Here is a 19,846-nt window from a genome sequence, read left to right as displayed (position 1 = left end):
GGTCTCATTCCGAACCCGGAAGCTAAGCCTCTCAGCGCCGATGGTACTGCCCCGGAGACGGGGTGGGAGAGTAGGACGCCGCCGGACAACCATTCCCGACAGGGCCCCAGCATCCGTGCTGGGGCCCTGCCGGCATCTCCGGATCCGGATGCGCGCACCGGCGCGCCCGTGTCCGGGAGCCGCCGCTCGGGAGGTGCCGTCAGCGCCGCGCGCGGGGCTCCTTCGTCGTCGCGCCCACGTTGTCGGCGAACCAGGCGTTGAGCGCCGTGAGCTCGCGCCAGGCCGCGCGGACCTCGTCCCGCGCTCGCTGGTCGTGCAGCCAGTCGGCGGGCTCCCAGCGCCGTGTGGCGTGCAGCGACTTGTGCCGGAGCAGGTCGGTGCGGTCCGCGTCGACGTCGAACCCACTGGGCACCCGGATCAGCCGCTCGCCCTCGATGTCCCAGCCCGCGGAGGCGAGCCGGTCCACCTCGGCGCGGAGGCGACCGCCCTGCACGTCGTCGGCCACGGCGCGGCGGTAGCGGGCCACCTGGTCGGACTCCAGGCGCCAGCACCCGCCGGAGACCATCAACCCGTCGGCGCTCACCTGCACGTACCAGGCGCCGGCGCCGCGACCCTCGGGGGTCACCACGGCGCCCTGGTGGGTCTTGTACGGCGTCTTGTCGTGGCTGAACCGGACGTCGCGGTACGGCCGGAACAGTTTGGCGCCGCCGAACTCCGGGGCGAGCTCGTCGACCAGTGCCTGCATCGGCACCCGGACGCAGCTGTCGTAGGTCTGCCGGTGCCGCGTCCAGTAGGTCTTGCTGTTGTCGGCCTCCAGCCCCTCGTAGAAGACCAGTCCCTCGTCGGGGAACCCGGCGAAGCTCACTCGCCCTCCTCCTGCAGCAGTGTGTGCCAGCGGACCTCGCGCAAGGGGGCCTCCCCGGTGTCGAGGGTGCGCACCCAGCCGTCCGGGGCCCAGCCGGCCGACTCGAAGAAGCCCGCCGACACCCGGTCCTGTTCCGGCAGCCAGACCTGCAGCCGCGCAGCTCCCGAGTCCCGAGCAGTGTCGGCCACGGCGGCCAGCAGCCGGCTGCCGTGGCCACGGCGTCCCCAGCGGGGTTCCACCAGCAGGGTGGCCACCTCCGTGGTCGGCCCCGCCGGGTGTGAGCGCTCGTCCGGGTCCACCTCCGGTGGCCCGAAAGCGGCGAAGCCGACCAGGGCGTCGCCCTCCAGGGCCACCAGCACCCCGTGCGCGGGCGTGGGCGGCGCGACGACGGCGGTGGACCACCGGGCCGTGGCCGCCTCCTCGTCCCAGTGGTCGAGGACCTCGGCCGGCAGCACCGAGCCGTAGGCCGTGCGCCACGTGACCTGCTGGACCCAGGCGATGCCGAGCGCGTCGCCGGGCCGGGCGCGGCGGACGGAGGCGTCGGCCGTCCCCGAGAACCGGGGGAACGGCGAGGTCGGGTCCACGCCGGGGAGCCTAGGACCCGCGCTGCTCCTGTCGGTCCCGCCGGGCAGGATCGGGCACCGTGACTGTCGCCGTCGTCGACCGGTTGCCCGCGGCGCTCGCCCGGCGCATCGCCCTGGCCGCACAGGGGCTCGCCGAGCCGCGGCCGCAGACCTCGGTCAACGGCGGGCACCTCCGCCGGCTGGCCGACCGCCTGGCCGTCGTCCAGATCGACTCGGTGAACGTCCTCTCCCGGTCGCACTACCTGCCGGCGTTCAGCCGGCTCGGCCCCTATCCCCGGGCGGCGTTCGACGAGCTGGCCGGTCGCCGGCGGGCCCTGTTCGAGTACTGGGCGCACGAGGCGTCCTTCCTGCCCGTCCGGCTGCACCCGCACCTGCGGTGGCGGATGGCGTCGGCCGAGGAGCACGCGTGGGGATCGATGGTGCGGATCCAGCGGGAGCGCCCGGACTTCGTGGCCGAGGTCCTCGACCGCGTCCGGGACGGCGGGCCGCTCAAGGCCAGCGAGCTCGCCGGACCGCGTCCGGACCGGCCCGGCAGCATGTGGAACTGGCACGACGGCAAGGTCGCGCTGGAGTGGCTCTTCTTCACCGGCGTCCTCACCACCCGCGGCCGGACGACGTCCTTCGAGCGGGTCTACGACCTGACCGAGCGGGTCCTGCCACCGGAGGTGCTGCGCGCCCCCACGCCGGACCCGGCGGAGGCGGTCCGCGAGCTCGTGCGGACGGCGTCCCGGGCGTTGGGCGTGGCCACCGAGCGGGATCTGCGCGACTACTTCCGCCTCCGGCCGGGGCCGTCGCGGGCCGCCATCGCGGAGCTGGCCGACGCCGGGGAGCTCCTGCCCGTCGAGGTGGCCGGGTGGGGTGTCCCCGCGTGGCTGCACCCCGAGGCCCGGCGTCCCCGGTGGGCCCGGGCCCGGGCGCTGCTGAGCCCCTTCGACTCGCTGGTCTGGGAACGGCCGCGGGTCGAGCGTCTCTTCGGGTTCCGCTACCGGCTGGAGATCTACACGCCCGCGGCGGAGCGGGTGCACGGCTACTACGTGCTGCCCTTCCTGCTCGGAGACCGGCTGGTCGCCCGGGTCGACCTCAAGGCCGACCGTCAGGCCGGTGTGCTGCGGGTGCAGTCGGCATTCGCGGAGGCAGACGTCGACCGCGCCGAGGTCGCCACCGAGCTGGCCGCGGAACTGCGGCTGATGGCCGGGTGGCTGGAGCTGGGCACGGTCGGGGTCGGCGACCGGGGCGACCTCGCCGCCGAGCTCGCCACCGCCGTCGGCATGCGCTGATCCGGCGTCAGGCCCCGGGCAGGCCGGACAACCGGCGCACGACCGCCAGGCCGGCCGGGCCCCCGGGCCAGGCCCGGTGCAGGGCCGCGGCCCCGGCGCCGCGCACCACCCAGCGCAGGGCGAGCGCGACCACGACGACGTCATCGGCGTAGCCGAGCACCGGCACCACGTCCGGCACGAGGTCGATCGGGGACAGCAGGTAGACCAGCAGGGCCCACAGCGGCCACCGGACCCTGTGCGCGAGGGAGCGGTCGGCCGCGAGCCGCCGCACCAGGCGGACGAGGTCGGGCAGCAGGCGCAGCGCCTCCCGCACGGTCAGCTCCGGTGGCCGGGCCCGCCACAGCAGCAGGAGGAGGGCGGCCCACAGCAGGAGGAGACCACCTGCCACCGACAGCACGAGCTCCAGCCACCCCATGCACCACAGTGTCGTCGGTGCGGCCGCCTACCCTGGCAGCGCAGGCGTGGACGGCGGAACTGGAGTGGTCGTGGTGGGTACGGGTCCGGGAGTGGTCGACACGCAGTACGAGGACCTGCTGCGCCGCGTGCTCGAGCAGGGCACTCCCAAGCAGGACCGCACGGGCACGGGCACCGTCAGCCTGTTCGGCGAGCGGCTCCGGTACGACCTGTCCGAGAGCTTCCCGCTCGTCACGACCAAGCGGGTGCACTTCCGGTCGGTCGCGATCGAGCTGTTGTGGTTCCTCCGCGGTGACAGCAACGTGCAGTGGCTGCGCGACAACAAGGTGACGATCTGGGACGAGTGGGCCGCACCCGACGGCGAGCTCGGCCCGGTGTACGGCGTCCAGTGGCGCTCGTGGCCCACGCCGGACGGCGAGCACATCGACCAGATCAGCGCCGTCCTGGACACCCTGCGGACCGACCCGGACTCGCGGCGGATGGTGGTCTCGGCGTGGAACGTCGCGGCGCTGCCGGACATGGCGCTGGCCCCCTGCCACGCGCTGTTCCAGTTCCACGTCGCCGGCGGACGGCTGTCCTGCCAGCTCTACCAGCGCAGCGCGGACCTGTTCCTGGGCGTGCCGTTCAACATCGCCAGCTACGCCCTGCTCACGCGGATGGTCGCCGACCAGGTCGGCCTGGCCCCGGGTGACCTCATCTGGGTGGGCGGGGACTGCCACGTCTACAGCAACCACGTCGAGCAGGTGACCGAGCAGCTCGCCCGCGAGGTCCTGCCGTTCCCGCGGCTGGAGCTGGCGCCCGCGCCGTCGCTGTTCGACTACACCTACGAGCACTTCACGCTCGACGACTACCGGCACCACCCGGCCATCAAGGCCCCGGTGGCCGTGTGACCGGGCGATGACGGTCGCGCTGATCTGGGCGCAGGCCCGGGACGCGGTGATCGGCTCCGGCGGCACGCTGCCGTGGCACCTGCCCGAGGACCTCAGGCTCTTCCGCGACCTCACCATGGGCGCCGCCGTCGTCATGGGCCGGCGCACCTGGGAGTCCCTGCCCGAGCGGTTCCGGCCGCTTCCCGGGCGGCGCAACGTCGTCCTGACGACCGACCCGTCCTGGGCGGCCGACGGCGCGCACCGGGCGGCGTCGGTGGCCCAGGTGCTCGCCGAGCGGGACGGCGACCTCTGGGTGATCGGCGGCGGGCAGGTCTACGCCGCCTTCCTGCCGTTCGCCGACCGGGTGGTCGTCACCGACGTCGACACCCGGGTGGACGGCGACACGTGGGCTCCGGAGCTGGGTGCCGAGTGGGTGCGGGTGTCCCGGCAGCCGGCGGACGGCTGGTCGGCGTCGGTCACGGGCCTGCGATACGCGGTCTCCGACCATCGCCGGTCCACGGCGGGGACCCGCTCCGCCCGGCTCGGTAGATTCTCCCCATGACCAGCGACCCGGCCCGGCCCTTCGGGCGCGTTCTGACGGCGATGGTCACCCCCCTGGCCGAGGACGGCTCGATCGACCTCGCCGGCGCCCAGGAACTGGCCGCGCACCTGGTCGACCGGGGTGGCCACGACGGCCTCGTCGTCACCGGGACGACGGGGGAGTCGCCGACACTCAGTGACGCGGAGCAGCGCGCCGTCCTCGAGGCGGTGCTGGACGCCGTCGGCGACCGCGCCACCGTCGTGGCCGGCGTCGGCACCAACGACACCGCCCACTCCATCGAGAAGGCGCGCGATGCCGAGCGGCTCGGCGCGCACGGCCTCATGGTCGTCACCCCGTACTACAACAAGCCCCCGCAGGCCGGCCTGCTGCGGCACTTCACCGCGGTCGCGGACTCCACCGACCTGCCGGTGATGCTCTACGACATCCCGCCGCGCACGGTGGTCCCCATCGAGGTGGAGACGCTGGTGCGGGCCGCGGAGCACCCGCGGATCGTGGCGGTGAAGGACGCCAAGGGCGACCTCGGCGCCGTGGCCTGGACCCTCGCCCGCACCGACCTCGCCTACTACAGCGGTGAGGACATGCTGAACCTGCCGCTGCTGGCGCTGGGCGCCGTCGGCGTGGTCAGCGTCGTGGGCCACCTGGTCGGGCCGCGCCTGGCCGAACTGGTCACGGCGGTGGAGTCCGGCGACCTGGTGAAGGCCCGTGCGGTCAACGAGAGCCTGCTGCCGGTGTACACCGGCATCTTCCGCACCCAGGGCGTCATCCTCGTCAAGGCCGCGCTGCGCGAGCTCGGCCTGCCCGCCGGCCCGGTCCGGCCGCCACTGGTCGACGCCACGCCCGAGCAGGTCGCCACGCTGCGCGAGGACCTCACCGCGGGCGGGGTGGTCCTGTGACGGCGGGCGCCGTCCAGCCCCATCTCGACCTGCAGGTCCCCCCGCCGCTGCCGGCCGGCGGCCTGCGCGTCATGGCGCTGGGCGGGCTCGGCGAGATCGGCCGCAACATGGCCGTCCTCGAGTACGACGGCGCGCTGCTCGTCATCGACTGCGGGGTCCTCTTCCCGGAGGCCGAGCAGCCCGGCGTCGACCTGATCCTCCCGGACTTCGGCGTCATCGAGCACCGGCTGGACGACGTCGCCGCGGTGGTGCTCACCCACGGGCACGAGGACCACATCGGCGCCATCCCCTACCTGCTGCGGATGCGCGAGGACATCCCGCTGGTCGGTTCCCGGTTCACCCTGGCGCTGGTCAGGGCCAAGCTGCGCGAGCACCGGCTCGACCCCGTGACCGTCGAGGTGGCGGCCGGGGACGACCACGTGGCCGGGCCGTTCCACTGCGAGTTCATCTCGGTCAACCACTCGATCCCCGACGCGCTCGCCGTCGCCGTCCACACGCCGGCCGGCGTGCTGGTGCACACCGGCGACTTCAAGATGGACCAGCTCCCGCTCGACGGCGTCCTGACCGACCTCGGCGCCTTCGCCCGCCTCGGGGACGAGGGCATCGACCTGCTGCTCGCCGACTCGACCAACGCCGAGGTGCCCGGATTCGTCACCTCCGAGCGGGCGATCGGCCCGGTGCTCGAGGACGTCTTCCGCCGCGCCACCCAGCGGCTGATCGTCTCCAGCTTCGCCAGCCACGTGCACCGCATCCAGCAGGTCCTCGACGCCGCGGAGACGCACGGCCGCAAGGTCGCCTTCGTCGGCCGGTCGATGGTCCGCAACATGGGCGTGGCCCGCGACCTCGGAGTGCTCCGCGTGGCGCCGGGGCTCATGGTGTCCCTCGACGAGGCGACCGCGATGCCACCCGAGCAGGTGGTGCTGGTGAGCACCGGCTCGCAGGGCGAGCCGCTGTCGGCGCTGGGGCGCATGGCCCGCGGTCAGCACCACCAGGTCACCATCGAGGCCGGTGACACCATCGTGCTGGCCTCCTCGCTCGTGCCCGGCAACGAGACCGCCGTCTACAAGGTCATCAACGGGCTGGCGCGGCTCGGCGCGACCGTCGTCCACAAGGAGACGGCGATGGTGCACGTCTCCGGGCACGCCCCGGCCGGTGAGCTGCGCACGCTGCTCAACGTCGCCAAGCCGCGGCACCTCATGCCGGTGCACGGGGAGTGGCGGCACCTGCGGGCGCACGCCGCGCTCGCGGAACAGACCGGCATGCCGGCCGATCGGGTGCTGCTGGCTGAGAACGGGGTCGTCGTCGACCTGGTCGACGGCAAGGCGTCGATCGTGGGCAGCGTCCCGGTCGGCGACGTCTACGTCGACGGGGTCAACGTCGGCGACGTGGGGGAGGAGTCGCTGCAGGAGCGGCGCATCCTCGGCGACGAGGGGTTCGTGGCGCTCACCGTCGTCATCGAGCCCTCGACCGGCACCATCGTGCGCCCCGTGCACCTGTCCGCCCGGGGCTTCGCCGACGACCCCACCGTCTTCGACCCCGTGCTCGAGCTGGTCGAGGACGCGCTGCGGCGCACCCTGGCAGACGGCGAGACCGACCCGCACCGGTTGTCCCAGGTGATCCGCCGGACGATCGGCAAGTGGGTGTCCGACACCCACCGCCGCCGCCCGATGATCATCCCCACCGTCCTCGAGGTGTAGCGGAGTCGATCCGTGGGCGTCACGCCGACGGAGCGCCTCCATGCACCTCGATCGCGGTGATGCCCTCGTCGGCGGGGAGGTCGATGCCCCACACCTGGGCGTAGAAGGACAGCTCCCCGTCCAGCGCCGCCCGGATGTTCTCGGCCCGCCGGAACCCGTGCTGCTCGCCGGGGAAGAGCAGGTAGGCGTGCGGGACCCCCTTGGCGCGCAGGGCGCCGACGATCGCCTCGGCCTGCTCGGGCGGGACCACGCGGTCCTCCTCGCCCTGGAACACCGCCAGCGGGGTGTCGAAGGCGTCCACGTGCGAGATCGGGGAGCGCTCGGCATAGACGTCGGCGCCCTCGGGCCACGGCGCCACCAGAGAGTCCAGGTAACGGGACTCGAACTTGTGGGTGTCGGCGGCCAGCGCGCCGAGGTCGGCGACGCCGAAGTGGCTCGCGCCCGCGGAGAAGACCCCCGGCCGCAGGCAGAGCGCCGCCAGGGTGGTGAAGCCGCCGGCCGAGCCGCCGCGGATGGCCATGCGGGTGGGGTCGACCCGGCCGCTGCCGGCGAGGAACCGGGCGCAGGCGACGACGTCGTCCAGATCGGCCACGCCCCACCTGCCGCGCAGCGCCTCCCGGTAACGCCGCCCGTAGCCCGTCGAGCCGCGGTAGTCGACGTCGGCGACGCAGAAGCCCCGGGAGGTCCAGTACTGGATCCCGAGGTCGAGCACCGCCGTGGTCGCCGACGTCGGGCCGCCGTGCACGACCACCAGCAGCGGCGGGAGCGTCCCGTCCGGTGCGGACACCCGCGGGTTGGTCGGCGGGTAGACCAGCGCGTGGGCGACGTCGATGCCGGTGCCGTCCTCGGGCGTGGGGAAGGAGACGTGCTCGGGCCGGGAGAACCAGGCCGCGTCCAGGCCGAGGTCGCGGGCCGGGCGCAGCACCTCCGCGGCCGGGTGGGTGGGGGAGTCGAGGTCCACGGTGACCCGCAGCACCACCGGCTCGCTCGCCGGGCCGCCGGCGACGCAGACGACCGACCCGCCGGACGCCGTCAGGTACCGGAAGGCGGCGTACGGCAGGTCCAGCTCCCGCAGCGTCCCGTCGGCCTCGAGCACCGTGAGCCGGTCGGCGCCTGCGCGGGCGCCGGCCGCCACCACCCGGTTGCCGGGCAGCAGCGCGAAGCGCCGCGCGCCGAACACCCACTGCGGGCCGGCGATGTCGACCCCCACGTCGAGGACCGGCTCCACATCCCCACCCGGCCGCCACCGGTACAGCGCCCACACGTCGGTGCGGTCGGCGCAGAACCACAGGGTGCCGTCGGCGGCCCAGACCGGCTGGACGACGGACTCGGTGGTCCCGTCGGGAGCGCGGCCACCGGCCACGACGGTCCGGGTGCCGTCGGCGTCGCGGACGACGAGCGTGGCCGCGTCCCACGGCATGTCGGGGTGGTCCCACTGCAGCCAGGCCAGGTGTCGCCCGTCGGGGGAGGGGCGGGGGTCGGAGACGAAGTCCGGGCCGGTGACCAGGACCTCGCTGGTGCCGTCCGCGCCGACGCGGACGACCTCGTTGACCACGTCGGCGGCGGCGCCGCCGGCGGTGTGCGTCTCCCGGACGGCGAGGACGCCTCCGGGGACGAGTTGCAGGTCCGCGTAGCGCACCCCGGCGGACCGGTCCGGCTCCGCGGTGACCGCGACGGGCTCGGCGGCGCCGGGGTCCAGCCGGTACAGCCGCTGGTCGGCGAAGTCCACGAACCACAGGACGCCGTCGGTGACCGTCCACGCGCCACCGCCGTACTCGTGCACCCGGGTGCGGGCGTTCCACGGCGGTGGGAGGGCGTCGGCGGTCCGGCCGTCGGCCCCGCGGCGCACCAGCGCCGAGCGCCCGCCCTCGCCGGGGCGCGACTCCGACCACCAGACGTCGTCCCCGTCCACGGCCACCTCGCCGAGCCGGGCGGCGGCGCGGACGACGAGTTCGGAGGTGATCGGGGTCGGCCAGCTCCCGTACGGGATCCCGGTGGACGTCGGCATGTCCTGACCGTAGGTGGCGGACACGTCCCTCCGCCTGCCGCCGGGGGGCAGCCGCGGCCACTACCGTTCGACGCATGCCTGCTCGCACGACGACGACCCGGCCGTCGGGTCGGTCGTCCGCGCGCGGCCGCTCCGGCTCCGGGTCGACCGCGTCCCGGAAACGACCGCCCGCGAAGCGGCCCGCCTCCGGCGGCCGCAAGCCCGCCGCCCGCAAGTCCGCGGCCAAGAAGTCCGGCCCCGGTCTCTGGGGCGTCATCAGCGGCGGCTGGTCGCTGCTGGCCCGCGGCGCCGGTGGTCTGGCTCGGTCGGTCGCCCGCCCGGAGGAGGCCGAGCCGCTCGCTCCCGAGCACCGTCGCGACGGCGTCGGGCTGGCGGTGCTGGGCCTGGCCGTCGTGCTCGGTGCGGCGGCCTGGACCAACGGCATCGGACCGGTCGGTGCCGCGCTGGCCGACGGCGTGCGCTGGGTCGTCGGCTCGCTGGTCATGGTGCTGCCGGTCGTGCTCTTCTTCGCCGCCCTCCGGCTGCTGCGCCGGGGGCCGCGCCCGGAGGCGCGCGGTCGCCTGGCGATCGGCTGGCTGTGCGCCGTCGCGTCGGTGCTGGGCATCGCGCAGGTCGTGGGGGAGGGAGCCGTCCCCGCCGAGGGGCGCCCGGGTTCCGGGGGCCTGATCGGCTGGGCCGCGGGCACCCCGCTGGTCGCCGGCGTCGGGAGCGTCGTCGCCGTCGTGCTGCTGGTCCTGCTGGCCTTCTTCGGGCTGCTCGTGCTCACCGCGACGCCGGTGCACCAGATCCCGGAGCGCCTGCGTGAGCTCGGTGACCGGCTGCTCGGCCAGGCGCACGACGACGAGTACGACGACTACGACGACGAGGACGACGACGAGCCGGTCGCCCCGCCGGCACCGCGCCGCGCCCGCCGCCGCTCGCTGTCGGACGACCTGATGGACACCGGCCCGGTGGAGACCCTGCCGGCCATCGACCACGCCGCCTTCGACGAGGCGCCGGAGGCCGTGCGCCGCGAGCCGCCGCCCGAGGCGCCGCCCGCGCCACGCCGGCCGGTCGTCGACCGCACCGCCCCGCAGGAGGCGCTCGAGCCGATCACCGAGCCCGAGCAGCTGCGCATCGAGCCGGTGGAGGGTGCGTACACGCTGCCCTCGGTCGGCGTGCTGCGCCCCGGTGACCCGCCGAAGAAGGGCTCCAAGGCCAACGACGCGGCGATCGAGGCGATCACCGGCGTGCTCGAGCAGTTCAACATCGACGCCGCCGTCACCAGCTTCACGCGCGGCCCGACGGTCACCCGCTACGAGATCGAGCTGGGCCCGGCGGTCAAGGTCGAGAAGATCACCGCGCTGACCAAGAACATGGCCTACGCCGTCGCCAACGACAACATCCGGATCCTCGCGCCGATCCCGGGCAAGTCGGCGGTCGGCGTCGAGGTGCCCAACGTCGACCGGGAGATGGTCAGCCTCGGCGACGTGCTCCGCTCCCAGGTGGCCAAGCAGGACCCGCACCCGATGCTGGTCGGCCTGGGCAAGGACATCGAGGGTGGGTTCGTCTGCGCGAACCTGGCGAAGATGCCGCACCTGCTGGTCGCCGGTGCCACCGGTGCGGGTAAGTCCAGCTGCGTCAACTCGCTGCTGACCTCGCTCCTGCTGCGGGCCACCCCCGAGCAGCTGCGGATGATCCTCATCGACCCGAAGATGGTCGAGCTCACGCCCTACGACGGCATCCCGCACCTGATCACGCCGATCATCACCGACCCCAAGAAGGCCGCCACCGCGCTGGCCTGGCTGGTGGAGGAGATGGAGCAGCGCTACCAGGACATGCGGGCCACCGGGGTGCGGCACATCGACGACTTCAACCGCAAGGTGGAGCGCGGCGAGATCGTGGCGCCGCCCGGCAGCGAGCGCGTCTACCGCCCCTACCCGTACATCCTCGCGATCGTCGACGAGCTGGCAGACCTGATGATGGTCGCCCCGCGTGACGTCGAGGAGTCGATCGTCCGGATCACCCAGAAGGCGCGTGCCGCGGGCATCCACCTGGTGCTGGCGACCCAGCGGCCGTCGGTCGACGTCGTCACCGGCCTGATCAAGGCCAACGTGCCGTCGCGGCTGGCGTTCTCCACCTCCAGCCTCACCGACAGCCGGGTCATCCTCGACCAGCCGGGCGCCGAGAAGCTGATCGGCATGGGTGACGCCCTGTTCCTGCCGATCGGCGCCGGCAAGCCCATGCGGGTGCAGGGCGCCTACGTGTCCGACGCCGAGATCGAGGCGGTCGTCGAGTTCACCAAGCGGCAGGCCGAGCCCGAGTACCGGGAAGAGGTCTTCACGGCCGCGGCCGGCGAGGCGAAGGAGATCGACGAGGACATCGGCGGGGACCTCGAGCTGCTGGTCCAGGCCGTCGAACTCGTCGTCACCAGTCAGTTCGGCTCGACGTCGATGCTGCAGCGCAAGCTCCGGGTCGGTTTCGCCAAGGCCGGGCGGCTCATGGACCTCATGGAGAGCCGCGGCATCGTCGGCCCGTCCGAGGGCTCCAAGGCCCGCGACGTGCTGATCAAGCCCGACGAGCTGGAGTCGGTGGTGTTCACGCTGCGCGGCGGGACGCTCGGGGAGGGCTGAGTCACTCGCTGGATCCGGGCGGGGCCCGGTGCGCCGACTACGATGGACCGGTGACAGCTCTGCCCGACCCTGCCCGCAAGGTGGCGGTCGTGACCCTCGGGTGCGCCCGCAACGAGGTCGACTCGGAGGAGCTGGCCGGCCGGCTGGCCGCCGGCGGCTACGAGCTGGTCGACGACGCCGACGACGCCGACGCGGTCCTGGTGAACACCTGCGGGTTCATCGAGTCGGCCAAGAAGGACTCCGTCGACGCGATCCTCGCCGCCACCGACTCCGGTGCGCAGGTGGTGGCCGTCGGGTGCATGGCCGAGCGGTACGGCTCCGAGCTGGCCGGCGCGCTCCCCGAGGCGACCGTGCTCGGCTTCGACGACTACGCGGCGATCGGTGACCGGCTCGACGACGTCCTCACCGGCCGCCCCCTGGTGCCGCACGACCCGCGGGACCGCCGCACGCTCCTGCCGATCAGCCCGGTGGCCCGGACCGCCGTGGTCGGTGCGGCCGACGCCCCCGCGATCCCCGGGCACGGCTGGCTGCAGCGCCGGCGCCTGGCGAGCGGCCCGTCGGCCGCGCTCAAGCTCGCGTCCGGCTGCGACCGGCGCTGCGCCTTCTGCGCCATCCCCACCTTCCGCGGCGCATTCGTCTCCCGTCCGCCCGCCGAGGTGCTCGGTGAGGCGCGGTGGCTCGCGGGCCAGGGCGTCACCGAGCTGGTGCTGGTGAGCGAGAACTCGACCTCCTACGGCAAGGACCTCGGCGACCTGCGGTCGCTGGAGCGGCTGCTGCCCCAGCTGGCCGCCGTCGAGGGCATCGTCCGGGTCCGGGTGGCCTACCTGCAGCCGGCCGAGATGCGGCCGGGCCTGCTCGAGGTCATCGCCGGTACGGAGGGGATCGCGCCGTACTTCGACCTGTCCTTCCAGCACTCGTCGCCGGGGTTGCTGCGTCGCATGCGCCGCTTCGGCGGCACCGACGACTTCCTCGGGCTGATCGAGCGGGCCCGGGTCCTCGCCCCGGCTGCCGGCTTCCGCACGAACGTCATCCTCGGCTTCCCGGGGGAGACCGAGGACGACGTCGCTGAACTCGAGCGCTTCCTCGTCGAGGGCCGGCTGGACGCGGTCGGCGTGTTCGGGTACTCCGACGAGGAGGGCACGGAGGCCGCAGGGCTGCCCGGCAAGCTGGATCAGGCCGAGATCGACGCCCGGGTCCGCCGGGTCACCGACCTGGTGGAGGAGCTGACCGCGCAGCGCGCCGAGGACCGGATCGGTGAGACGGTCCAGGTGCTGCTCACCGAGGACCTCGCCGGCACCGATGGCCCCGGCGCGTGGCTCGGGCACGCCGCCCACCAGGACCCGGACGCCGACGGGACGACGACGATCACCGGCGTCCCCGACGGCGCGGTCGCGGGTGAGATCGTGGCGGCGGAGGTCGTCGGCACCGAGGGCGTCGACCTCGTCGCGGCGGCGCTGGTACCCGCGGTGACCGCATGAGCGACGCACCCGCGGACCCGGCCGCGGCCCCGCCGCAGTCGGTGCGGGTGCTCAACCTGCCCAACGCGCTGACCGTGCTCCGGTTGGCCGTGGTGCCGGTCTTCGCCGTCCTGCTGCTCACCGACGGCGGCACGGACGAGGCCCAGCGCTACTGGGCGACGCTGTTCTTCGGACTGGCGATCATCACCGACCGCTACGACGGGATGATCGCCCGCCGCCGGGGACAGGTGACCGAGTTCGGCAAGCTGGCCGATCCGATCGCCGACAAGGCGCTGACCGGCACCGCGCTCATCGGCCTGTCGACCCTGTCGCTGGTGGCCTGGTGGGTGACGCTGGCGATCCTCGTCCGCGAGGTGGGCGTCACCCTGCTGCGGTTCTGGGTCATCCGGCACGGGGTGATCGCGGCCAGCCGGGGCGGCAAGGCCAAGACGGTCGTCCAGGCGCTGGCGATCGGGCTCTACATCCTCCCGCTCGAGGGCGCCCTGGCCAGTGTCCGCTGGTGGGTGATGGCGGTGGCGCTGCTGCTCACCATCGTGACCGGGCTGGACTACGTGTACCGGGCCCTCGCCCTCCGGCGCACGAGCGCCCGCGCCATGCGGGCGGCAGACGCCCGCCGGGCCGCCGGCTCGACCGGTGGCTCCCGGAGCGATGCGGCCGCCTGAGGGAGGACGTTGCCGATCAGGGCACGCACGGCTCCGAGCCCGGTCGCGGGGTCGACCGGTCCGGCTGCCGCGTGCCCGCTGACGTCCCCCCGGACGGGAAGGGGCCGACGACCTCCGGCGTTACGCTCAGAGCGGACGCGCCGGGGATGGCGCGGTGCCGGTCAGTGGCGCCGCGTACCGTGAGCGCACGGCGCCCCTGAGGGAGCCGCCGCTTCCGCACAGGCAGGACAGGAGACGGCCATGACGCTGCTGCGCACCCAGCTCGGCACTTCCCTGCGCGGCCACCGGCTGCGTCAGCGCCGGACGCTGCGGGACGTCTCCGGAGCCGCCCGGGTGAGTCTGGGCTACCTCTCCGAGGTCGAACGCGGCCAGAAGGAGGCCTCCTCCGAGCTGCTCGCCTCGATCTGCGAGGCGCTCGACCTCGAGCTCGCCGACCTCCTCGCCGAGGTCAGTCTCGAGCTGCGGCACGCCGATGGCGGCGTCCGTCCGCTGACCCCCGCGCCCGGCGCCGTCGCGGCCGGGCAGCCCGCCGCCGAGGAGGTCGCGGAGGCGCCAGCTGCCGAGCCGGCGCTGGCCCTGGTCGGTGCGCCGGCCCGCCCCGCGGCACGCACCGCGGTCTCGCTGGCGGCCTGAGGTCCGCGACACGGCCGGCACGGAGGGTCCCGCGTCCCCGGTGCGGACGGAGGCGGGCGGCGGGGCGGAGGCCCTGACGGCCGTCGGCCCGCTCGGCCCGGACGTCGTACCGCTCCCCGGCTGGGCGCCGCACGCCCCCGTGCACGCGCGGGGCGCGCACACGCGCGGCGGCAACGCCATGAACCGCACCCGCGCCGGACTCCTGGACGGAGCCGCGCGGGCCTTCGCCACCCGCGGACTGCGCCGCTGCACGATGCAGTCGATCGCCACGGCGGCGGGGGTGGCCAAGGCGACGCTCTACAACCACTTCCGCACCAAGGACGAGGTGGCCCGGGCGCTGCTCGCCGCCGAGCTGGAGCGGCTGAGCGGGCTGGTCGCGGTGTTGCCCCCGGTGGCGGCGCTGGCCGCCCTCGCCGACCAGGTGGCCGGGCACCCCGTGCTGCGCCGGCTGGCCGAGGACGAACCCGACGTGCTCGTCGGCCTGCTGACCGCCGCACCCGACCGCTGGACGGAACTGGTGACCCGGCTGGCGGGGGCTCTGCGTGCAGAACTCGACGCCGCGGAGCTGGTGGCCCGCTGGCTGGTCGGGGTGGCGCTCCAGCCCGGGGAGCCCGCCACCCGGCGGGCTGGGGCGGGCCGGCTCGCCGCGGTCGTCGTCCAGGACTGACCGCGCGGCCGGACCGACCGGCGTGGGATGGTGACGGTCCGACGCCGTCCCGTGCGGGCGGTCGGCTGCTGCTGCGACCAACGGAGTTCGCCGTGCGGTACCTCTTCCGGCCACCGGCCACCGACGGGGCGGGCCTGCTGACCCTGCCCTGGCACGTCCCACTCGAGGAGTGGGACCCCGAGCTGCTGCTCGAGGTGCCACAGCGCGGCATCTCGCGACACGTCGTGCGGTTCGTGGCCCAGGACGGGCACGTGTACGCGCTCAAGGAGATCGCCGAGACACTGGCCCGCCACGAGTACGCCCTGCTGGGGGAGTTCGAGGAGGAGGGCCTGCCGTCGGTCTCCGTGCTCGGCATCTGCGTGGACCGACCCCACGGGCAGGACGCCATCCTGGTCACCCGGTACCTGGAGTACTCGATGTCCTACCGGTACCTGTTCTCCCGGCCGCACGGCGAGCAGTCGGCCGAGCAGCTGCTCGACACGCTGGTGGTCCTGCTGGTCCGGCTGCACCTGGCCGGGGTGTTCTGGGGCGACTGCTCGCTGTCCAACACGCTCTTCCGGCTGGACGCCGGGACCTTCGCCGCCTACCTGGTCGACGCCGAGACCGCCGAGCGCCACCCCCGGCTCAGCGACGGCCAACGGCGGTACGACGTCGACCTCGCGCGGGAGCGGGTCGGGGCGGAGCTGCTGGACCTGCAGTTCGGCGGGTTGCTGCCGTCCGGGGTGGACCCGATCGAGGTCGCCGACAGCCTGCCGCCGCGCTACGAGGCGCTGTGGGAGGAGGTCAACCGGGAGGAGGTCTTCTCCCCGGACGAGCAGCGCTACCGGATGACCGACCGCCTCCAGCGACTCAACGACCTGGGCTTCGACGTCGGCGAGGTGGAGCTGGTCACCTCACCGGAGGGCGCCCGGCTGCGGGTGGAGACGCGGGTGGCGGAGCCGGGGGAGAACCGGCGCGAGCTGTTCCGGCTGACCGGCCTGGAGGTCCAGGAACGGCAGGCCCGCCGGCTGCTCAACGACCTGCGGGCGTTCCGGGTGCAGCTGGAGCAGAAGAGCGGGCGGCCGGTCCCGGAGACCGTCGCCGGCTACCGCTGGCTGGAGGAGGCCTACCAGCCCGTCGTCGACGCGATCCCGCCGGACCTCGTCGGTCGCCTGGCGCCGGCCGAGGTGTTCCACGAGGTCCTGGAGCACCGCTGGTTCCTGTCCGAGAAGGCCGGCCGGGACGTCGGGACGACGGCCGCGGCGCGGGCGTACTTCGACACGGTGCTGCCCCGCACACCCAAGGAGGTGACCACGCCGTCGGCCATCGTCGGCCCCTCCCGCTGACCCGTGGTGGCCGAGGTCAGACGCAGGTCACGGGCCGGTTTCCTTCGAGTTGACACCCATGGTGACCTGGGCCACGTTACGAGGACCGCAGTGACCGCCGGTCGCTGCTCGCCGAAAACGGAGGCGATGCCGGGTGTCGATCGAGGACAGGGACGGGTCGACCGGCAGCCGGCCGGGCTCCCGAGGGCGGCGAGCCCGGTCCCGACGGGCATGGGGGGGTTCCGCGGCCGCGCTCGTGCTCGCGTCGACCCTCGCGGCCTGCGGGGGGGACTCCGGCAACGCCAGTGTCCTCACCTGGTACATCAACCCGGACTCCGGTGGCCAGGCGGAGATCGCGCAGCGCTGCACCGAGGCCGCGAACGGGGCGTACACGATCGAGGTCTCGCAGCTCCCCCGCGAGTCGTCCCAGCAGCGTGAGCAGCTGATCCGCCGGCTCGCGGCGGAGGACTCCTCGATCGACATCATGAGCCTGGACCCGCCCTACATCCCGGAGTTCGCACAGGCCGGCTTCCTGGCGCCGGTGCCCGAGGACGTGGTGGCGCGGGTCACCGAGGACGTCGTCCAGAGCGCCGTGGACGGGGCCACCTGGGACGGGGAGGTCGTGAGTGTGCCGTTCTGGGCCAACACCCAGCTGCTCTGGTACAAGAAGTCCGTCGCCGAGGCGGCCGGGCTGGACATGACGCAGCCGGTCACCTGGGAGCAGCTGGTGCAGGCCGCCCAGGAGCAGGGCACGACGATCGCAGCGCAGGGCATCCGTGCCGAGGCGCTGACGGTCTGGCTCAACGCCCTCATCGAGTCCGCCGGCGGGTCGGTCATCGCCGAGGGCTCCGACGATCCCGCCGGCATCCAGCTCGGACTCGACTCCGAGGCCGGCGTCCGCGCCGCCGAGACGATGAAGCTGGTCAGCGGGGTCGGCGGCCCGGCCTTCTCCACGGCGGGCGAGGACGCCAACGCCACCGACTTCGAGCAGGGCGACGCCGCTTTCATGGTCAACTGGCCGTTCGTGTGGCCGCGGGCGCAGTCGGCGGTCGAGGCCGGCACCCTGGAGGCCTCCGTTCCGGCGGACTACGGCTGGACCCTGTATCCGAGCGTGGATACGGGCCAGCCGAGCGCGCCACCTTACGGCGGCATCAACCTCGGGATCGGCGCCTTCAGCACAAACGTCGACGGAGCATTCGAGGCGGCTGAGTGCATCGTCTCGGAGGAGAACCAGGCCTACTACTTCACCACCAACGGCAACCCCGCGGCCAAGGCGACGGTGTACGACGACCCGGCGGTGCTCGAGGAGTTCCCGATGGCACCGGTCATCCGGCAGTCGTTGGAGCAGGCAGCTCCGCGACCGCAGACGGTCTACTACAACGAGGTCTCCGGTGGCCTCCAGCGCACCTACCACCCGGCGAGCTCGATCGACCCCGCCCAGACGCCACAGGAGGCGACCGATCTGATCGAGGCCGTCCTCCGAGGGGAGCAGCTGCTGTGAGCACGACGACGCTTCCACCGACCGAGAAGACCCAACCGGTCTCCGCGCCCCCGGGCGGCCTGAGCGACAGGCTGAAGGCCGAACGCCGACTGGGCTGGTTGCTCGCCGGACCGGCGTTCTTCGTGATGTTGGCGGTCACCGCCTACCCGATCCTGCAGGCCACCTACGACTCCCTGTTCTCCTACCGGCTCACCGACCCGGCGAACCGCTCCTTCGTCGGGTTGTCCAACTACGGGGTCATCCTCACCGACCCGCTCTGGTGGCAGGCGCTGGGCGTCACGCTGTTGATCACCTTCGTGACGGTCGCCGTCGAGCTGCTCCTCGGCTTCGCCCTGGCACTCGTGATGGCCAAGGCGCTCAGTTCGATCCGGCCGGTGGTCCGTGCGGCGATCCTCATCCCCTACGCGGTGATCACCGTGGTGTCCGCGCTCGCCTGGCAGTTCGCGTTCGACATCAACACCGGTTTCGTGAACAGCTGGTTCGCCTGGCTGCCGGGCGTCGGCACGGACACCGACTGGTTCGGCGGATGGGGCTCGTCGATCTTCGTCATCTGCATCGCCGAGATCTGGAAGACGACCCCGTTCATCTCGCTGCTGCTGCTCGCCGGCCTGGCCCAGGTGCCGGAGGTCCTGCAGGAGGCCGCGAAGGTGGACGGCGCGACCTGGATGCAGCGGATGTTCCGGGTGACCATCCCGAACATGAAGGCGGCGATCATGGTGGCGCTGCTGTTCCGCACCCTGGACGCGTTCCGGATCTTCGACTCCATCTTCATCATGACCAACGGCGCCAACAACACGGAGTCCGTGTCGTTCCTCGCGTACCGGCAGACGATCGCGCGGCTGGAGATCGGCCTCGGCTCGGCCGTCTCGGTCCTGCTGTTCATCGCGGTCGTGCTGATCGCGGGCATCTTCATCAAGGGCTTCAAGGTGGACCTGTCTCAGGCCAGAGGGGATCGCTGATGTCGAGCCGAGAGAAGACCTGGTGGTGGATCGGCGGCCTGCTCATCGTCGTCTACTGCCTCTTCCCGATCGCCTGGATCGTCTCCTTGTCGTTCAAGGCGCCGTCGGACATCGCCAACGGTCAGTTCCTGCCCTCGCAGTTCACGTGGCGGAACTACAGCGACATCTTCACGGGCACCGCGAGTGACCTGTTCCTCCCCGCGCTGCGCAACTCCTTCGGCATCTGCCTCATCGCCACGGCGATCTCGTGCATCCTGGCGATGTTCGCCGCGTACGCCATCGCCCGGCTCGACTTCCCCGGCAAGACGCTCATCCTGTCGACCGCACTCGGCGTCGCGATCTTCCCGGTCATCTCGATCGTCACGCCGCTGTTCAACGTGTGGCGGCAGATCGGTCTCTACGACACGTGGCTGGGGCTGATCATCCCGTACCTCTCACTCACCCTGCCGATCTCCATCTGGACGATGTCGGCCTTCTTCCGGGAGATCCCCTGGGAGATGGAGCAGGCCGCGCAGGTCGACGGCGCCACCACGTGGCAGGCGTTCCGCAAGGTGATCGTCCCGCTCGCCGCCCCCGGGGTGTTCACCACCGCGATCATCGCCTTCTTCATCGCCTGGAACGACTTCGTCTACGGCATCTCGCTGACCTCCACCAGCGCGTCCCGCCCCGTTCCGGCGGCGCTGGGCCTGTTCTCCGGAGCCTCGCAGTTCGAGGACCCGACGACGGTCACGGCCGCGGCCGCTGTGGTCGTGACGATCCCCGTCGTCGTCCTCGTCCTGCTCTTCCAGCGGCGCATCGTCGCCGGCCTGACCAACGGCGCGGTCAAGGGCTGACCCGACCGCCGTGCACCTCCCACCGACC

The 19,846-nt window shown here is 73.3% G+C and carries 17 protein-coding genes, 1 rRNA gene and 1 pseudogene; 15 read left to right on the top strand and 4 right to left on the bottom strand.

All coding sequences use genetic code 11. The features are described from left to right. Positions 1-87 (top strand): 5S ribosomal RNA (rrf, locus tag CRP39_RS18560); the annotation flags it as partial. Between the two features lie 112 nt (positions 88-199). On the opposite strand, the gene CRP39_RS18555 is transcribed toward rrf, so the two are convergent. Continuing rightward, positions 200-865 (bottom strand): DUF2461 domain-containing protein, encoded by a 666-nt coding sequence (locus tag CRP39_RS18555; RefSeq protein WP_097207841.1) that lies wholly within the window; start codon positions 863-865, stop codon positions 200-202. After that, positions 862-1,449 (bottom strand): GNAT family N-acetyltransferase, encoded by a 588-nt coding sequence (locus tag CRP39_RS18550; protein WP_097207840.1) that lies wholly within the window; start codon positions 1,447-1,449, stop codon positions 862-864. The genes CRP39_RS18555 and CRP39_RS18550 overlap by 4 nt, the downstream gene beginning before the upstream one ends. Before the next feature lie 59 nt (positions 1,450-1,508). Between CRP39_RS18550 and CRP39_RS18545 the strand changes: the two genes are divergently transcribed. Then, positions 1,509-2,726, top strand: coding sequence for a winged helix-turn-helix domain-containing protein (locus CRP39_RS18545; RefSeq protein WP_097207839.1), 1,218 nt, complete (start codon positions 1,509-1,511; stop codon positions 2,724-2,726). 100 nt (positions 2,727-2,826) lie between these two features. Here CRP39_RS18545 and CRP39_RS28120 read toward each other — a convergent pair. Then, a pseudogene (locus tag CRP39_RS28120) lies at positions 2,827-3,141 on the bottom strand (YkvA family protein); the annotation flags it as partial. A 91-nt stretch (positions 3,142-3,232) separates the two neighbouring features. Between CRP39_RS28120 and CRP39_RS18535 the strand changes: the two are divergent. The 4 genes from CRP39_RS18535 to CRP39_RS18520 are packed head-to-tail and all read left to right on the top strand — an operon-like array spanning position 3,233 to position 7,161. Next, positions 3,233-4,030, top strand: a complete 798-nt coding sequence (locus CRP39_RS18535) for a thymidylate synthase (protein WP_245853960.1) — start codon at positions 3,233-3,235, stop codon at positions 4,028-4,030. 7 nt (positions 4,031-4,037) lie between these two features. Next, the gene (locus CRP39_RS18530; protein WP_097207836.1) at positions 4,038-4,571 is read left to right on the top strand and encodes a dihydrofolate reductase; all 534 of its coding nucleotides are present in this window, start codon (positions 4,038-4,040) and stop codon (positions 4,569-4,571) included. Continuing rightward, positions 4,568-5,464 (top strand): 4-hydroxy-tetrahydrodipicolinate synthase, encoded by an 897-nt coding sequence (gene dapA / locus CRP39_RS18525; RefSeq protein ID WP_097207835.1) that lies wholly within the window; start codon positions 4,568-4,570, stop codon positions 5,462-5,464. The genes CRP39_RS18530 and dapA overlap by 4 nt, the downstream gene beginning before the upstream one ends. Next, positions 5,461-7,161 carry a ribonuclease J gene (locus tag CRP39_RS18520; RefSeq protein WP_097207834.1) on the top strand — a complete coding sequence of 567 codons (1,701 nt, stop codon included), beginning with the start codon at positions 5,461-5,463 and terminating at the stop codon, positions 7,159-7,161. The genes dapA and CRP39_RS18520 overlap by 4 nt, the downstream gene beginning before the upstream one ends. 19 nt (positions 7,162-7,180) lie before the next feature. On the opposite strand, the gene CRP39_RS18515 is transcribed toward CRP39_RS18520, so the two are convergent. Next, positions 7,181-9,169 (bottom strand): dipeptidyl-peptidase 5, encoded by a 1,989-nt coding sequence (locus CRP39_RS18515; RefSeq protein ID WP_097207883.1) that lies wholly within the window; start codon positions 9,167-9,169, stop codon positions 7,181-7,183. Positions 9,170-9,243: 74 nt separating this feature from the next. Between CRP39_RS18515 and CRP39_RS18510 the strand changes: the two genes are divergently transcribed. The 9 genes from CRP39_RS18510 to CRP39_RS18470 all read left to right on the top strand — a co-directional run bounded on the left by CRP39_RS18510 (position 9,244) and on the right by CRP39_RS18470 (position 19,818). Beyond that, the gene (locus CRP39_RS18510) at positions 9,244-11,781 is read left to right on the top strand and encodes an FtsK/SpoIIIE family DNA translocase (protein WP_097207833.1); all 2,538 of its coding nucleotides are present in this window, start codon (positions 9,244-9,246) and stop codon (positions 11,779-11,781) included. A gap of 50 nt (positions 11,782-11,831) precedes the next feature. After that, positions 11,832-13,259, top strand: coding sequence for a MiaB/RimO family radical SAM methylthiotransferase (locus CRP39_RS18505; protein ID WP_097207832.1), 1,428 nt, complete (start codon positions 11,832-11,834; stop codon positions 13,257-13,259). Next, positions 13,256-13,921 (top strand): CDP-diacylglycerol--glycerol-3-phosphate 3-phosphatidyltransferase, encoded by a 666-nt coding sequence (pgsA, locus tag CRP39_RS18500; protein WP_097207831.1) that lies wholly within the window; start codon positions 13,256-13,258, stop codon positions 13,919-13,921. The genes CRP39_RS18505 and pgsA overlap by 4 nt, the downstream gene beginning before the upstream one ends. A 240-nt stretch (positions 13,922-14,161) precedes the next feature. Then, complete coding sequence (locus CRP39_RS18495; protein WP_097207830.1) at positions 14,162-14,554, top strand: helix-turn-helix domain-containing protein; 393 nt, start codon at positions 14,162-14,164, stop codon at positions 14,552-14,554. Positions 14,555-14,594: 40 nt separating this feature from the next. Beyond that, positions 14,595-15,221: a TetR/AcrR family transcriptional regulator gene (locus tag CRP39_RS18490; RefSeq protein WP_245853959.1), complete on the top strand. Its 627-nt coding sequence runs from the start codon at positions 14,595-14,597 to the stop codon at positions 15,219-15,221. Between the two features lie 92 nt (positions 15,222-15,313). Continuing rightward, positions 15,314-16,546, top strand: coding sequence for a DUF4032 domain-containing protein (locus CRP39_RS18485; RefSeq protein ID WP_097207829.1), 1,233 nt, complete (start codon positions 15,314-15,316; stop codon positions 16,544-16,546). Positions 16,547-16,781: 235 nt separating this feature from the next. After that, positions 16,782-18,026 carry an extracellular solute-binding protein gene (locus CRP39_RS18480; protein WP_245853958.1) on the top strand — a complete coding sequence of 415 codons (1,245 nt, stop codon included), beginning with the start codon at positions 16,782-16,784 and terminating at the stop codon, positions 18,024-18,026. Further along, positions 18,023-18,985 (top strand): carbohydrate ABC transporter permease, encoded by a 963-nt coding sequence (locus CRP39_RS18475; protein ID WP_097207828.1) that lies wholly within the window; start codon positions 18,023-18,025, stop codon positions 18,983-18,985. The genes CRP39_RS18480 and CRP39_RS18475 overlap by 4 nt, the downstream gene beginning before the upstream one ends. Then, complete coding sequence (locus tag CRP39_RS18470; protein WP_097207827.1) at positions 18,985-19,818, top strand: carbohydrate ABC transporter permease; 834 nt, start codon at positions 18,985-18,987, stop codon at positions 19,816-19,818. The genes CRP39_RS18475 and CRP39_RS18470 overlap by 1 nt, the downstream gene beginning before the upstream one ends. The last annotated feature ends 28 nt before the right edge of the window (positions 19,819-19,846 follow it).

Source organism: Geodermatophilus sabuli (assembly GCF_900215145.1).
GTDB lineage: Bacteria > Actinomycetota > Actinomycetes > Mycobacteriales > Geodermatophilaceae > Geodermatophilus > Geodermatophilus sabuli.
This window is presented reverse-complemented; position numbering and strand designations above follow the sequence as displayed.

What these genes read in the sequence shown, in the direction of transcription:
- CRP39_RS18530 (WP_097207836.1), top strand. Translation starts at nt 4,038, where the DNA reads ATGACGGTCGCGCTGATCTGGGCGCAGGCCCGGGACGCGGTGATCGGC.
- dapA (WP_097207835.1), top strand. Translation starts at nt 4,568, where the DNA reads ATGACCAGCGACCCGGCCCGGCCCTTCGGGCGCGTTCTGACGGCGATG.
- CRP39_RS18515 (WP_097207883.1), bottom strand. Translation starts at nt 9,169, where the DNA reads ATGCCGACGTCCACCGGGATCCCGTACGGGAGCTGGCCGACCCCGATC.
- CRP39_RS18510 (WP_097207833.1), top strand. Translation starts at nt 9,244, where the DNA reads ATGCCTGCTCGCACGACGACGACCCGGCCGTCGGGTCGGTCGTCCGCG.
- pgsA (WP_097207831.1), top strand. Translation starts at nt 13,256, where the DNA reads ATGAGCGACGCACCCGCGGACCCGGCCGCGGCCCCGCCGCAGTCGGTG.
- CRP39_RS18495 (WP_097207830.1), top strand. Translation starts at nt 14,162, where the DNA reads ATGACGCTGCTGCGCACCCAGCTCGGCACTTCCCTGCGCGGCCACCGG.
- CRP39_RS18470 (WP_097207827.1), top strand. Translation starts at nt 18,985, where the DNA reads ATGTCGAGCCGAGAGAAGACCTGGTGGTGGATCGGCGGCCTGCTCATC.